Here is a 15,539-nt window from a genome sequence, read left to right as displayed (position 1 = left end):
GCACAAAACGGGGGACATGCGTCCCCCGTCACCGCGATAGCGTTAGAAAGTCAGCTCAACCGCCGCGCCGATCAGGCGGCCGCGCTGGAGCGTCGCCGTGTAGATGTCATTGCTTCGGATCATCTCGCGGCGGTCGGAGTCAAACAGGTTCTTCGCATACAGCGTGGCGCGGCCGTAGTCGAAGGTGTAAGCCAGCTGGGCGTTGGCCGTCCAATAGGAGCCGATGCGCCCGCGCGAGTCGTTATCGTATTGCGAATAGTAGGAGTCGGTGAACGCCACGTTGCTGCTCAGCTCCCACCCTTTCAGGAACTGATACTTGGCCCCCATGTTGGCGGTGTAAGCCGGCGCGCGCGCCAGCTCATGCCCTTCCACGCCGCTGCCCGAGAACTTTTTGATGTCGGTTTTCAGCAGGCCGAGGTTGCCGAACAGCTCGAAGTCCCAGCGCGGCTGCCAGGTGGCGCCGATTTCCGCCCCGTAGGTTTCCACCTTGTCGGCGTTGCGGATCACGCTGGAGTTCTCACCCAGCGAGTACGGCAGCTGCATGTCTTTGTAATCGTTGTAGAAGATGTTACCCGTCAGCACCACGTTGGCGTCTTTCAGGTGATGACGGGTGTACAGCTCGTAGTTCCAGACATACTCGGAACCGTAGGTGTAGCTGACCACCGGCGTGCCGATCGTGATGCCGCCACCGCCGGCGTTATAGCCGCGTGCGATCTTGGCGCCGTAGGTTTGGGTATCCGTCGGTTTCCAGGCCACGTCCAGCTTCGGCAGGAACACGGTGTAGGTTTCATCAAAATCGATGCGCACCGCCTGGCTGCCGCCGTCGCGGCGACGGTGTTCGCGTTCCAGACGGCTGGCGGCGGTCACGTCCACCTGCGGCGTCAGCGCATAGGTCAGCTCGGCGAACGCCGAATGGGTATCGGTTTTATCCTTGAAGGTCGAGCCGCCGAAAATGTTGACGAACTCATCCTGCGTGCCGTGGAAGTAACGCAGCCCCGCCAGCCCGTGCAGGCGGCTGTCCGCGCCACCGAAGCGCACCACCGGCTCCACGTGAACTTCCTGGCCGTCGATCTCGGCGTATTGGATGTTGTAAGCGGTAGGACGGTTGATGTTGAAATCGGTGTAGATAACGCGGTTTTCAAACGTCAGCGCATCGGAGGCCTCCCAGGCCAGATCCCAGATAGTGCTGTTCATGTTGCTTTTGAACACGGCGCGGCGCGGATCGTGACGCGGATTGGTCGGATGCGGCTGCGGGTTGAGGCTTTCGTTTTGCGGTGCGGTGCTGCCGAAGTGGTTAAAGGTCAGCTTAGTGGTCAGATCGCGCAGGCCGGCCGGATTGAACAACAGCTTGGCGCGGGCGGTGGTGGCTTCCACTTCACGCGGATCGCCCACTGGCGCATAGGCCGGCAGGTCAGCCTCGCTGCGGCGGCGCTGGCGATCGACGCTGACGCGGAACGCCAGCTGATCCTCCACCAGCGGGCCGGACGCCATGGCGGCCAACTGTGACGAGTGCTGGTTGCCGGCTCCGCCCTTGAAGGCGCTTTCCCATTCGAAGGTCGGGTCCTTACTGGCCATGACGATGGCGCCGGCGATGGCGTTGCGCCCCTGGATGTAGCTTTGCGGGCCGAGGAACACTTCGACGCGATCCAGATCCCACAGCGACTGCGGGCCGAACGCCTGTTCGTTATAGGTCAGCGAACGGCCGTCCAACGACAGATTGAGGCGCGGGCGGGTGCCGCTGAGGAAAGCATTGGCCCCGACGTTCGGGCCGGAACCGTCGATACCGCGCACGGTCGGCAGTTCGTTGCCGATGCCCAGATCCACCACGTTGGGGGTCATGCGCAGCAGATCGGGGATCTGCACCGCGTCGGGCATCGAGGCGATGCGGTTGCTGTCGAACACCTGCACGCTGGAGCCGGTGTCGAAAATGGAACGTTTGATCTTCTCACCGGTGACCAGCAGCGTTTCCGCGTCCTGGTAGGTTTCGTTGCTCTTCGTTTCCGCCGCGTTGACGTTACCGATCGCCAGTGAACACACGCCTAAAAATACCGAGGAAAATGCCCCAATGGCTCTTAACCCCGCCTTTTCCCCGTTTCCTACGCTTTCATGCCGTTGAGCCGCAAAATGCTTGCCCATAGATGTCTTCTCCTTTCATCCCAGAGGTGCACAAAATTTGATTTTTTTTTACACAACCTACATCGACACTCACACAGACCATGACGCTGCGGCCTTCCCGGCCTTGCTGTTGCTTATCCCTGCGGCAAACCCATGTCTTTCGCGGCCGAACGGGCGCGGCCCGTCCACGGCCAAGCCGCCGGCGGAGCGGCCGACGGCTTGTATAAAAACGTAAAATAATGTTAATAATGATAATATTTTGCATTTTCTAATGCAAATCATTATCAATAAAGGTGTGAGAGCGGCCACGATAACCGCCAGAAAACCTTATACTTTCGCAGGTAAAACAAGCGCTGCAATAACAGCCAATAATTACAATGCTAAGAATAATATGAATAAATTATTCACACCCAACCCCATGCCTGCCCGTTACAGCTAAAACCCCTTATAGATAGCACCCTCGCGTCAAATGGATCAAATAATAATAATTTTCATTCCTATTAACATTTGGATATATTCTTGCAGTCTCGTTGGCTGAATCAAAATGGATACCCGATGAAAGCTTTGACCACGATGCAGGCCGCCTATTGGGTTGGCCGACAGTCCGCTCCCCCTCTGGGCGGCATGGCCGCCCATCTGTATGCGGAATTCGACGGCGGCGAGCTGAACATCGCCCGGCTGCGCCAGGCCGTCGAGGCGTTGTACCTGCGTCATCCGCTGCTGCGCCTGCGCATTACCGACGATGGCAGGCAGACGATCGCACCTCCCGGCTCCCGGCATACTTTGCATCTCGACGACTGGCGACACACCGATGAAGCGACGCTGGCGGCCGCGCTCGCCGCCAAACGCCGGGCGAAAAGCACCCAGCTGCTGCCGCTGGAACAGGGCGTTCCCTGCGATATCAGCCTGAGCCTATTGCCGGAAGGACGCAGCCGCCTGCATGTCGATCTCGACATGATCGCCGGCGATGCCATGAGCTTTCGCCTGTTGATGGAAGATCTGACGGCGTTTTATCACCAGTGTCCGGCGGCCCCAGCCCATGACGCGCCGCCGGCCTACTTCGATCACCTAGAACGACGCGACGCCGACGTGGCGCTGCGCCAACGGCGCGAACGCGGCCAGCGTTGGTGGCGTGAACGCCTGGCGCAGATGCCGCCGGCGCCGCGCCTGCTGCGCACGCCGGATCGCTGCCGCAGCGATCGTTTGGCCATACAGCTGAATGCAGAAGAAAGCCGCGCGCTGGAAAACGTCGCCAAACGGCATCACACCTCCCTCTCTACGCTGTTTCTGGCGCTGTTCGCGCTGGCCGTCGGCCAGGGTTGGAACATGACGCGCTTCCGGCTCAACGTGCCGCTGTTCCACCGCGAGAGCGAACGGGAGGACGCACATCGCCTCATCGGCGATTTCTCTAACCTGGTGCTGCTCGGCGTGGAACTGAACCCGACGGAAAACCTGAACGCCTTCTGCCGGCGCCTGATGACGCAGCTGGCGGAGCTGATCGAGCATGCGGATTACCCCGGCGTCAGCGTGATGCGCGATCTGTCGCGCCTGCACGGCAGCCTGCAGCCTTCGCCGGTGGTGTTTACCGCCGGTTTCGGCATCCGCGGCAAAACGCTGTTTTCCGAACGGGTCGCCAACACCTTTGGCCGTCTCGGTTGGGTGATCTCTCAGGGGCCGCAGGTGGCGCTGGATGCGCAGGTCGCCCACGTCGACGACGGCATTCTGATCAACTGGGACGTGCGGCTGGACGCGTTCCCCGAGCAGGTGCTGCCGCGCCTGCTGGCCTGTTACCGGGCGCTGCTGCACCTGGCCGCGCGGCAAGCGGGGGCATTCGATCGCCCGCTGTCGCAGCTGCTGGCGCAATGCACGCCCGACGCGCTGGCGCAGCAGGCGCCGGTGCGCCAGGTGCTGCACCGGCTGCTGGCGCGGGTGGCTCCCGAGGCCAGTGTGCGCGACCACGACGATATCCGCCGGTTGGCCTTGCCGGATGCCGGGGTGAACGCGCTGCTGACGGTGCTCAACAAGTATCTGGCGGCGGCGCTGACGGCGCAGGATCTGACGGCGCATCCCTCCCCGGCTGCGCTGGCGGCGTTGATCTGCCAACGGTCGCCCGAGGCAGGAAGGCATGCGAAAACGCTGCTCGCCGCCCTGGCGCCGCAGCACTGAGATCGGTTTCCGGGCGCACGGCGCCCGGCTCGTTTTAATCGGTTAGCGACTATAGGGAAGTACCATGGAGACAGCTTTAACCGCACTGCAGCAGGCCTATCTTCTGGGCCGCAGCGATCGATGGCCGCTCGGCGGCGTGGCGATGCACGACTTTCGCGAATACCGCGCCCGGCAGCAGGATGTACCGCGCCTTGAAGCGCGCCTGACCGAGCTGGTACAGCACTACCCGGCGCTTCGCACCTGCATCGATGTGCAGCGCGGCACGCAGCACGTACGCCCGGAGGTGACGCTGCATCTGGATCGCCACGATCTGCGCGCCCTTGATGGCGAAACGGCGCAGCGCCAGGTCGAACAACTGCGCGAGCGTTACTCCCACCAGCGCCACGATCCGAGCCAACCGCTGTGGCGCATCGCCGTGATCCAACTTGCCGAACAGCAGGATCCGACGGGATCGCCGTACGATATGCTGATCTTTACCAGCTTTGATGCCTTGATCCTCGACGGCCAGGGGATCTCCACCGTGATCGCGCGCCTGTTCGACGATCGCCCTCTGACCTCGACCGCCGCCACACTGCCGCCCCCCGCCGCATCGGCGGCGCAGCGCCAGGCCGATGCCGCCTACTGGCGTGAAAAGCTGCAGGATGTCACCACCCCGTCGGCACTGCCGTGGCGCGCCCCGCTCGCCAATCTCACCGCATCACGCTATCGCCGCGCCACCTTGACGCTACCGCGCGATACGGTAAAACAGCTTGGCCGCCTGGGATCGCCGCATGCGCTGCTGCGCAACAGCCTGCTCTCGGCACTGATCCTCGATACGCTGGCCCACTGGACCACCGACGGGGAGCTGTGCGTCGGGGTGCCGGTGGCGTTCCCCGCCGCCGACGGCGCGCTGGGCAACGCCTCCAGCTTCGTGGCGGTGCGCTATTCGCGCTATGGCGAAGACTTTATCCAGCGCGCGCAAGCCTTGCAGGACGATGTGCTCGGCGCGCTCGATCACCTGGCGTTTTCCGGCGTCGATCTGGCGCGTCAGTTGCTCGGCCAAAGCCAGGGCGGCCCGGCGCTGCCGGTGATCCTGACCAACTGTCTGGGTTGGGAAACGCTGCCGGCCGAGGCGCCGGTGCGCTTTCACGACGGCCTGACCCAAACGCCGCAGGTCGCCATCGATATTCGCCTGACGCTGGACAGCGAAAAAAACCTGCAGCTGTGCGTGGACTACGCCGAACAGGCGCTGCACGGCGAGCAGGTAGAAGCCATGCTGGCGGCGTTGCAGCGACGCATCCTGCGCAGTTGCCAACGCGCCGACCTGGCGATCACGCCGCGAGATTTCATCGATCTGGCGCATTATCGCCACAACGACAGCGAAGCGAATTACGCGCCTTATCCTTATCTGGCGCAGCTGGCCGAGCGGCTGTTTGGCGCACAAAACGGCGGTAACGCGCTGATCTGCGGTGAACAGACGCTGACCTACCGCGAACTGGGCCAGCGGATCGCCACGGCGATCGCCAACCTGCAGAGCCGCAGCGTGCAGCCGGGCAACGTGGTGGCGCTGTATCTGCCGCGCAGCCCAGAACAGATCATCTTCAGCCTCGCCTGCGCCCTGCAGGGGGTGATCTGGGTGCCTATCGATATCAACTCACCGCCGGAACGCACCGCCTACCTGCTGGAGAACTGCCGGCCAACGCTGGTGGTGCACGGCGGCGATCTGGAGACGCCGATCGGCGTGACGCCGGCGATCCTGCTGGCGCCGACGGATCGCGCGCCTGCGCTGCCGGATGAACAGACGTTGGTGGAACGCAGCGCCAGCCTGGCCGCAAGCTACTATCTGTATACCTCCGGCACCACCGGCAAGCCCAAATGCGTGGTGCTCAACAACCGCGCCACCGCCAACGTTATCCACCAGACCCAGCAGCGCTGGGCGGTCACCGCCGACGACGTGTTCATTTCCGTCACGCCGCCGCACCATGACATGTCGATGTTCGATCTGTTCGGTTCGCTGTGCGCCGGCGCTACGCTGGTGCTGCCGGCGCCGCATCAGGAAAAAGACGCCATCAGCTGGAACCAGCTGGTGGAAAAACATCGGGTCAGCCTGTGGTGTTCGGTGCCGGCCATTCTGGAGATGCTGCTCACCTGCAAAACGGCCGACAGCCTGCGTTCGCTGCGTCTGGTGGCGCAAGGCGGCGACTACATCAAGCCGGCGACTGTGCAAACCCTGCGAACCCTGCGCCCGGATCTTGCGCTGTTCTCGCTCGGCGGGCCGACCGAAACCACCATATGGAGCATCTGGCACCCGATCGCCCCGCAGGAGAGCGGCACCGTGCCTTACGGCCGCCCGCTGCCCGCCAACCGTTATTTCATCTGCCATGACGACGGCAGCCACTGCCCGGCCGGCGTGGTCGGCCGCATCCATACCGCCGGGGTGAACCTGGCGTTGGGCTACCTGGAGCAGGGGGAGCTGAAGCAGCACGATTTCATCACCCTCGAAGGGCCGGACGGACAACCGCTGCGCGCTTTCCGCACTGGCGATCAGGGCTACTACCGTGCGGACGGCAACATCATGTTCGCCACCCGAGTGAACGGCTATGTGAAGATCCGCGGCGTGCGCGTCTCGCTGCCGGAAATCGAAGACGTGCTGCGCCGCCATCCGGCGATCCTGGATATGGTGGTGGTGGATTATCCCAGCGGAGAGAACAACGAGGCGGCGCTCGGCGCCCTGTATCTGACCCGCGACGGCAAACCGCTGCCGCTGTCCGAGATCCGCGCCTTCGCCACCGGCTATCTGCCCTGTACCCATATTCCGACGCGCTTTATCCATGCCGAGGCGCTGCCGCTGTCTGCCAACGGTAAAACCGATCGCCATCGCATCCGCGCCGACCTGAGCCACCAGCAAACCGCGCCGGCGTTGAACGCCTGCGCGGCCCCGCCGCCGAACGCGCCGCTGGCGCGCAGCGCCGAGATACTGACCATTTACTGGCAGGCGATCGGCGTGACCCCGCGCCCGGAATGGGGGGAAGAGACGGCGTTTATCGCCATGGGGCTGAAGCTGCCGCATATCAAACAGGTGGCCTCACGCCTCAATGACGCTTTCGGCACCCGTCTGGTAAGCAGTTCGCTCTTGCCGTGCAAGAACGCGCGCGAAGTGGCGGCGTTGCTGGCCAGCTGAAGTCCTGCCACTCGGGCGGGAGCACCCTCCCGCCCGCACTTTCTCAGGCGGGCAACGCCGTCAGGGCCGCCAGCGGTTGCTCCCAGGCTTCCCGCTGCAGCGCACGCAACAGAAATTCTTGCAGCGCCTCGCCATAGTCCAGCGCATCCTCCGTCGGAAACTGCTCCAGATAGATATCGATATCCACCTGCAGATCGCGGGCGTCGGTGCGGCCACGATAAGTCAGGTTGAAACCGTCGCCCGAGCCGCCGGCCAATACGCTGCGCGTACCGCTGCAGCCGGTAAAACGGGGCGTATCGAAGGGTTGCACGTTGATGAAAGGGGAAATAAAGAAGCGCGAGTCCGGATCCACGCCGCGATCGGCGGCCAGTTGGCGCAGGCGGTAGCCGGCGTGGCTGCGCAGCTCCCGCAGCTGCTGCGTCAGCGTGGTGAGAAAGCTCCCCAGCGTCTCCGCTTGCGGCGGTGACACCAGCAGCGGCAGGGTATTGACCGCCAGCGAAGGCACGTTGGTGGCGGCATGCCCACGGCGATTCAGCGCCGGCATCCACATCGGCAGCGTATCGCCCTGCCGGGTACCGCGCGGCATCACCTGAAACAGCCAGGCCGCCGACAGCGCCACCAGCAAGTCGGGCCAATTGATGCCACTGCGTTCCGACTGCTGCGCCAGACGTTGCGCGACTTCTGTCGGCAACCGACGGTTGACGCTCAGGCGTCGCACGCCATACTCCCTGCCGCCCTTGCGCACCGTCGGCAGCGCCTGCGACGGCGGCAGATAGCTCTGCCAAAAGCGCCGATCGCGCTCGCATCGCTCAGAATCAGCGTAGGCCAGCTCGGCCTGTTGAAAGACATTAAAGGCACCCAGGGGCATACCCGCGCTACCCTCACCCAGATAGTGCGCGTATAACGCGGCGCAGCGGTGTTCGATCAGGGCCATACCGAAGCCATCAATCAGAATATGGTGCGCACGCACGTACCAGAGGTAGCGCTCCGGCCCCAGTTTGAGCAGCCAGGCTGCGGCTAGCGGCTCGCTATGTAGCGCCCGGCGCTGCGCGATATCTTCGCGCATCAGGCTTTGCGCCGCCTGCCAGGGATCGCCGTGCGTTTGCAGATCGATGCGTTGCAATGGCGGTGTGCACTGTGGATCGTAACGTAACGGCGGGGGAGCGTCGCCATGCCGCTCACCAAAGCGCAAGGCAAACGCCTGCGTCTCGGCGAGAGTGGTGGCGATCGCCCGGCAGAGCGCCTCTTCCTCTACCGCGCCACACAGTTCGGTGCAATGTGCGACGGTGGACAGAGTCTGCCCAGGGTGCAAGGTGTGTTCTTCCCAGAAATCAAGCTGCGCTGGCGCCAGCGGCAACCATTCAGAGGCCAAAGCGGTGTCCGACATGTTACCTACCTTTGATAAGCCTGAATAAAGACGCCGAACGGGCGTAACCCCACCGTTCAACGGCTTTGCGTGTCTCCATACATCATCAAATGAAAATGATAATAACATCTATTATCATTTCTATTAATTTGGTAACACTTTAGATTCTGTTAAGCGGGGATGCAAGTCGCGCAGTAGGACAGAGAAAAGAAAGTGGCCGGTTGAAGAGCCATAAAAACAAAACGCCCCGGCACAACTGCCTGGGGCGTTTTCAACGTCGGCGATACTCGGTAATTAGGCCTGGTTGGCCGGCTTCACCTTCTGCGCCAGGAACTCCGTTTCGTAGGCCAGCGCCTTCTTGCGATCAAACTGGTGCTCCCATTTGGCGATCACCAATACCGCCAGCGCGTTACCCACCACATTCAGCGCAGTGCGCGCCATATCCAGGATACGGTCCACGCCGGCGATGAACGCCAGGCCTTCCAACGGAATGCCGACGCTGCCCAGGGTGGCCAGCAGCACCACGAACGAGACTCCCGGCACGCCGGCGATCCCTTTCGAGGTCACCATCAGCGTCAGCACCAGCACGATCTCCTGCCCCAACGACAGCTCGATGCCGTACAACTGGGCAATAAAGATGGCGGCGATGCTCTGGTACAGCGTCGAGCCATCCAGGTTAAAGGAGTAACCCGTCGGCACCACGAAGCTGGTGATCGACTTGGGCGCGCCATAAGCCTCCATCTTTTCGATGATGCGCGGCAGCACCGTTTCCGAACTGGCGGTGGAATAAGCCAGGATCAGTTCGTCTTTCAGGATGCGGATCAGCGTCCAGATGCGCAGGTTGCACAGCCGGGCGACCGCCCCCAGCACCACCAGGGCGAAGAACGCAATGGCGAAGTACACCAGCACCACCAGCTTGGCCAGCGGCAGCAGCGAAGCGAAACCGAAGTTGGCTACCGTGACCGCAATCAGGCCAAACACCCCGATCGGCGCATAGCGCATAATCATGTGGGTGACTTTGAACATGCTCTCGGACACCGCCTTGAACACCTTCAGCAGCGGCTCTTTGGTCTCTTTCGGCAACGACGACAGCCCCAGACCGAACAGCACCGAGAAGAAGATAATCGGCAACATGTCACCCTTGGCCATCGACGAGAAGACGTTCGACGGGATCAGCGACAGAATGGTCGCCACCAGACTGTGCGAACCGCTTTGCACCTGTTCGGTGGTTTTCTCGTACTGCGAAATGTCCACCGTGGTCAGCGTCGACATATCGATGCCGTGGCCGGGTTGGAAAACGTTGGCCAAGGTGAGCCCCACCACGATGGCGACGGTGGTGATCACTTCGAAGTAGATAATGGTTTTCAATCCGATGCGGCCCAGCTTTTTCGCATCCCCCACGCCGGCAATACCGACGATCAGCGTGGAAATAACGATCGGCACCACAATCATCTTGATCAAACGAATAAAGATATCACCCGCCGGGCTGAGAATATTACTCACTAGCCACTCACGAGATTCGGTCTGGTTGTGCAATACCGCGCCAACAATAATACCCAGTACCAACGCGATCAGGATTTGCCAAGCCAGGCTAATTTTTACACTTTTCATACCCAAAAAGTCCTCAAAGACTCTTTGCGCCGTACAAAGTCGCAACACGGCGAAAAGAATACTTAATCATTTATTACAGGCTTATGTTAATTCAGTGGAAGCGTTCACCTGCCCTGGGTGCGACGCAGTATAAATCTGTATCATCCGGGCGGCATGCTCTGCAAGCCTTGATTTGTCAGGCTTGAGCGCTGAATCGAATCACAAAAATTTCGCGTAACTATTTCAAATGGCATAATTGCTTGTTATTAAAAACATAATTTTTCATATAATGAAGTACATAACCGCGCCGACGACGATTTTTTGAACGCGATTAAAATGCGTTATTTTTCGTCCATTCTGCATATTTAGTCCACGACAAATGTTTATATTTTGTTACTCAAAAGTCAAACAAATGAGAATTGGCCGAGTGACACTTTCGTCCATAAATGCAGCGCCACTTTATATTTCGATTAAAAATCGAACGATACCGCAGGATGAATGCCACAGGGTATTTCCCGAGTTTTCATCAGGAATTAAGCGTTAATAAAACGTTATTTCACGCTGTGCAGTCCATCGTTATATCGTGCTAATGCCAACTTAGAATATTAATAGCGAAAAACAACCCAAAAAGATTTATAGCGAGAAATAATGGCGGCCCTGATCGTATCTATTAATTTCGCGGCAGTTGAGTCCGTTTTGGTTTATTCTTTTTTGTTCTTTATATAAGTGTTTTTGGTTAAAAACGTGGGTTTATGAGGATTTAAGCGCCAAAGAGATAGATACGCCCTGCAAATGCGACAGAACGATTACAAATCAATATCTTTGTTGCGTGATCTGCCGCGCAAAAAAGAAACAAAGAATCGTAGCAAACTATACTTAACCTTCAGTTGACATATCATTAACAACTTCAAGGAGAAAAGCTATGAGCCAACTGCATAAACACGCTATTCCTTCTGCAATTGCAGAACGCGCCCTGATTAATCCGGCACAATACCAACAGTATTATCAACAGTCGGTTCAAGACCCAGAGGCTTTCTGGGGTGAGCATGGCAAAATCCTGGATTGGATCAAACCCTATACCAAAGTTAAAAATACCTCGTTCGATCCGGGCCACGTCAGCATTCGCTGGTTTGAAGACGGCACCTTGAACCTGGCGGCCAACTGCCTGGACCGCCATCTGGCCGAGCGCGGTGACCAAACCGCCATTATCTGGGAAGGCGATGACCCGACCCAATCCAAAAAGGTGACTTACAAACAGCTGCACCACGATGTCTGCCAATTCGCCAACGTGCTGAAACAGCTCGGCGTTAAAAAAGGCGACGTGGTGGCCATCTATATGCCGATGGTGCCGGAAGCGGCGGTCGCCATGCTGGCCTGCGCGCGCATCGGCGCCGTACATTCGGTGATCTTCGGCGGCTTCTCGCCGGAAGCCGTCGCCGGGCGCATTATCGACTCCAACGCCAAACTGGTGATCACCGCCGATGAAGGCCTGCGCGCCGGCCGCGCCGTGCCGCTGAAAAAGAACGTCGACGATGCGCTGAAAAATCCCGGCGTGGTCAGCGTGGCCAACGTGGTGGTATTCAAACGCACCGGTAAACCGGGCTACTGGCAGGAAGGGCGCGATCTGTGGTGGCATGAGCTGACCCAGGGCGTCTCCGCAGACTGCCCGCCGGAAGAAGTGAACGCCGAAGATCCGCTGTTCATCCTGTACACCTCCGGTTCGACCGGCAAGCCGAAAGGCGTGCTGCACACCACCGGCGGCTACCTGGTCTACGCTGCGATGACCTTTAAGTATGTGTTCGACTACCACGACGGCGACATTTACTGGTGCACCGCCGACGTGGGCTGGGTCACCGGCCACAGCTATCTGCTGTACGGCCCGCTGGCCTGCGGTGCCACCACGCTGATGTTCGAAGGCGTGCCTAACTATCCGGGCGTCAATCGCCTGTCGCAGGTGATCGACAAACACCAGGTCAACATTCTGTATACCGCGCCGACCGCCATTCGCGCGTTGATGGCCGAAGGCGACAAGGCGATCGAAGGCACCCGACGCGATTCGCTGCGCATCATGGGCTCGGTCGGCGAACCGATCAACCCGGAAGCCTGGGAGTGGTATTACAACAAGATCGGCAACGCGAGATGCCCGATCGTCGACACCTGGTGGCAAACCGAAACCGGCGGCTTCATGATTACCCCGCTGCCGGGCGCCACTGAGCTGAAAGCCGGTTCCGCCACGCGGCCGTTCTTTGGCGTACAGCCGGCGCTGGTCGATAACGTCGGCACGCCGCAGGAAGGCGCCTGCGAAGGCAACCTGGTGATCGTCGATTCCTGGCCGGGCCAGGCGCGCACCCTGTTCGGTGACCATGATCGCTTCGAGCAAACTTACTTCTCGACCTTCAAAGGCATGTACTTCAGCGGTGACGGCGCCCGCCGCGACGAGGACGGTTACTACTGGATCACCGGCCGCGTCGACGACGTGCTGAACGTCTCCGGCCACCGTCTGGGCACCGCCGAGATCGAGTCCGCGCTGGTATCGCACCCGAAAATCGCCGAAGCGGCGGTGGTCGGCATTCCTCACAACATCAAAGGCCAGGCGATCTACGCCTACATCACGCTGAACCACGGCGAAGAACCGACGCCGGAGCTCTATACCGAAGTGCGCAACTGGGTGCGCAAAGAGATAGGGCCGATCGCTACGCCGGATGTGCTGCACTGGACAGACTCACTGCCCAAAACGCGCTCCGGCAAGATCATGCGGCGCATCCTGCGCAAAATTGCCGCCGGCGACACCAGCAACCTGGGGGATACCTCCACGCTGGCGGATCCGGCCGTAGTCGACAAGCTGTTGGAAGAAAAACAATCAATGAAAGTGCCGTCATAATTTACGCCGCTTCAGGCCGCTCATTCGGATAACGCGCCGTTGAGCGGCCCTGGCGCGGCGTACTCTCTCAATACCGACTGGAGACACTCTGATGAATGACACCATTTATCAAGGGATTGAAGAAAACCCGCGCTTTAAAGAGCTGGTGAGAAAACGCGGCCGGTTCGCCTGGCTGCTTTCGCTGATTACGCTGGCGCTGTACGTCGGCTTTATTTTGTTGATCGCCTTCGATCCACAATGGCTCGGTACGCCGATCGCCGCCGGATCGACCATCACCCGCGGGATCCCGGTCGGCGTCGGGTTGATCGTGATCTCTTTCGTCTTGACCGGGATCTACGTGTTTCGCGCCAACGGCGAGTTCGATCGCCTCACCGCAGAGATCCTGCGCGAGGTGAAACAATGAAGCGCTTATTGTCCGCCACCGCGCTGCTGTTACTGCCGGGCCTGGCCTGCGCCGACGCCATTGGCGGCGAGGTGCATCGCCAGCCGCTGAACATCCAGGCGATCGTGATGTTTATCCTGTTTGTCGGTGCCACCCTGTACATCACCTACTGGGCGTCCAAACGCACCCGTTCCCGTCAGGACTACTACACCGCGGGCGGGCGCATTACCGGCCTGCAAAACGGCCTGGCGATCGCCGGTGACTTCATGTCCGCCGCCTCGTTCCTCGGCATCTCCGCATTGGTCTACACCTCGGGCTATGACGGGCTGATCTACTCCATCGGCTTCCTCATCGGCTGGCCGATCATTCTGTTCCTGATCGCGGAACGCCTGCGCAATCTCGGCCGCTATACCTTCGCCGATGTCGCCTCTTACCGTCTGCAGCAGAAACCGATCCGCACCCTCTCGGCCTGCGGCTCGTTGGTAGTGGTGGCGCTATATCTGATCGCGCAGATGGTCGGCGCCGGTAAACTGATCCAGCTGCTGTTCGGGCTCAACTACCACGTGGCGGTGATCCTGGTCGGCATTCTGATGGTGCTGTACGTGCTGTTCGGCGGCATGCTGGCCACCACCTGGGTGCAGATCATCAAAGCGGTGCTGCTGCTGGCCGGCGCCAGCTTTATGGCGCTGATGGTGATGAAGTCGGTCAACTTCGACTTCAATACCCTGTTCGCCGAAGCGGTGAAGGTGCACCCGAAAGGCATCGCCATCATGAGCCCCGGCGGGCTGGTGTCCGATCCGATCTCCGCGCTGTCACTTGGCCTGGCGCTGATGTTCGGCACCGCCGGCCTGCCGCACATCCTGATGCGTTTCTTCACCGTGAGTGACGCCAAGGAAGCGCGCAAGAGCGTGTTCTACGCCACCGGCTTTATCGGTTACTTCTATATCCTGACCTTTATCATCGGCTTCGGCGCCATCTTGCTGGTTAGCGCCAATCCGGCGTTCAAAGACGCCACCGGCGCGCTGCTGGGCGGCACCAACATGGCGGCGGTGCACCTGGCCAATGCCGTTGGCGGCAACTTCTTCCTCGGCTTTATCTCGGCGGTGGCGTTCGCCACCATTCTGGCAGTGGTTGCAGGCCTGACGCTGGCCGGCGCCTCGGCCGTGTCCCATGACCTGTACGCCAGCGTGATTAAAAATGGCAAGGCGACCGAGCGCGATGAGCTGAAGGTCTCCAAGATCACCGTCGTGGTATTGGGGCTGGTCGCCATTGCCCTGGGGATTTTGTTCGAGAAGCAGAATATCGCCTTTATGGTCGGGCTGGCGTTCTCCATCGCTGCCAGCTGTAACTTCCCTATCATTATCCTGTCGATGTACTGGTCGCGTTTGACGACTCGCGGCGCGATGATTGGCGGCTGGCTGGGTCTGTTAACGGCGGTGATTCTGATGATCCTCGGCCCGACAATCTGGGTGCAGATCCTCGGCCATGAGAAACCGATTTATCCGTATGAATACCCGGCGCTATTCTCGATGATCGTGGCCTTTGTCGGCACCTGGCTGTTCTCGATCACCGACAGCTCGCTGGCCGGGCAGCAGGAGCGGGAACGCTTCCGGGCCCAGTTTGTCCGTTCGCAAACCGGGCTGGGCATCTCTCAGGGCAGCTCGCATTGATCGAATAATAAGTGAAAAAAGCAAACACACCCTAATCAAAGGCCCTTCGGGGCCTTTTCTCTGGCTCGCTGGCGGAGAATAAGGAGGAGGGGGAAAACCGCGCAGCGTAGCTGCGCTTTTTTACGTATTGCACATAGCAAAAAGCCCTGAACGTCAGTTCAGGGCTTTCGGCTTTATTTGATGCCTGGCAGTGTCCTACTCTCGCATGG

8 protein-coding genes are annotated in these 15,539 nt (G+C 60.2%); 5 read left to right on the top strand and 3 right to left on the bottom strand.

Translation table 11 applies throughout. The features are described from left to right. Nucleotides 1-42 precede the first annotated feature (42 nt). Entirely contained in the window at nucleotides 43-2,136 is a 2,094-nt protein-coding gene (locus AC2CGI_RS12920) for a TonB-dependent receptor (protein WP_015376338.1), read from the bottom strand. Between the two features lie 534 nt (nucleotides 2,137-2,670). Between AC2CGI_RS12920 and AC2CGI_RS12915 the strand changes: the two genes are divergently transcribed. Further along, a complete protein-coding gene (locus AC2CGI_RS12915) occupies nucleotides 2,671-4,281 on the top strand; it encodes a condensation domain-containing protein (RefSeq protein WP_076740799.1) in 1,611 nt (536 codons plus the stop codon). Between the two features lie 64 nt (nucleotides 4,282-4,345). Then, complete coding sequence (locus tag AC2CGI_RS12910; protein ID WP_484593952.1) at nucleotides 4,346-7,441, top strand: amino acid adenylation domain-containing protein; 3,096 nt, start codon at nucleotides 4,346-4,348, stop codon at nucleotides 7,439-7,441. Between the two features lie 43 nt (nucleotides 7,442-7,484). On the opposite strand, the gene AC2CGI_RS12905 is transcribed toward AC2CGI_RS12910, so the two are convergent. Both AC2CGI_RS12905 and gltP read right to left on the bottom strand, forming a co-directional pair. Next, entirely contained in the window at nucleotides 7,485-8,828 is a 1,344-nt protein-coding gene (locus tag AC2CGI_RS12905) for a condensation domain-containing protein (protein WP_075685521.1), read from the bottom strand. Nucleotides 8,829-9,101: 273 nt separating this feature from the next. Continuing rightward, nucleotides 9,102-10,418, bottom strand: a complete 1,317-nt coding sequence (gltP, locus tag AC2CGI_RS12900; protein ID WP_015376334.1) for a glutamate/aspartate:proton symporter GltP — start codon at nucleotides 10,416-10,418, stop codon at nucleotides 9,102-9,104. A gap of 901 nt (nucleotides 10,419-11,319) precedes the next feature. On the opposite strand from gltP, the gene acs reads away from it, so the two are divergent. The 3 genes from acs (at nucleotide 11,320) to actP (ending at nucleotide 15,330) form a co-directional block, all read left to right on the top strand. After that, a complete protein-coding gene (gene acs, locus AC2CGI_RS12895) occupies nucleotides 11,320-13,278 on the top strand; it encodes an acetate--CoA ligase (RefSeq protein WP_004930044.1) in 1,959 nt (652 codons plus the stop codon). 91 nt (nucleotides 13,279-13,369) lie between these two features. After that, the gene (locus tag AC2CGI_RS12890) at nucleotides 13,370-13,681 is read left to right on the top strand and encodes a DUF485 domain-containing protein (RefSeq protein ID WP_004930047.1); all 312 of its coding nucleotides are present in this window, start codon (nucleotides 13,370-13,372) and stop codon (nucleotides 13,679-13,681) included. Further along, nucleotides 13,678-15,330 carry a cation/acetate symporter ActP gene (gene actP / locus AC2CGI_RS12885; protein WP_031300213.1) on the top strand — a complete coding sequence of 551 codons (1,653 nt, stop codon included), beginning with the start codon at nucleotides 13,678-13,680 and terminating at the stop codon, nucleotides 15,328-15,330. Before AC2CGI_RS12890 ends, actP begins: the two co-directional genes overlap by 4 nt. Nucleotides 15,331-15,539 lie beyond the last annotated feature (209 nt).

The organism is Serratia sp. LSHTC3 (genome assembly GCF_057197125.1).
Note: the sequence above shows the minus strand (reverse complement) of the source record. Positions and strands in the feature narration are given on the sequence as shown.

What these genes read in the sequence shown, in the direction of transcription:
- AC2CGI_RS12920 (WP_015376338.1), bottom strand. Translation starts at nt 2,136, where the DNA reads ATGGGCAAGCATTTTGCGGCTCAACGGCATGAAAGCGTAGGAAACGGG.
- AC2CGI_RS12915 (WP_076740799.1), top strand. Translation starts at nt 2,671, where the DNA reads ATGAAAGCTTTGACCACGATGCAGGCCGCCTATTGGGTTGGCCGACAG.
- AC2CGI_RS12910 (WP_484593952.1), top strand. Translation starts at nt 4,346, where the DNA reads ATGGAGACAGCTTTAACCGCACTGCAGCAGGCCTATCTTCTGGGCCGC.
- AC2CGI_RS12905 (WP_075685521.1), bottom strand. Translation starts at nt 8,828, where the DNA reads ATGTCGGACACCGCTTTGGCCTCTGAATGGTTGCCGCTGGCGCCAGCG.
- gltP (WP_015376334.1), bottom strand. Translation starts at nt 10,418, where the DNA reads ATGAAAAGTGTAAAAATTAGCCTGGCTTGGCAAATCCTGATCGCGTTG.
- acs (WP_004930044.1), top strand. Translation starts at nt 11,320, where the DNA reads ATGAGCCAACTGCATAAACACGCTATTCCTTCTGCAATTGCAGAACGC.
- AC2CGI_RS12890 (WP_004930047.1), top strand. Translation starts at nt 13,370, where the DNA reads ATGAATGACACCATTTATCAAGGGATTGAAGAAAACCCGCGCTTTAAA.
- actP (WP_031300213.1), top strand. Translation starts at nt 13,678, where the DNA reads ATGAAGCGCTTATTGTCCGCCACCGCGCTGCTGTTACTGCCGGGCCTG.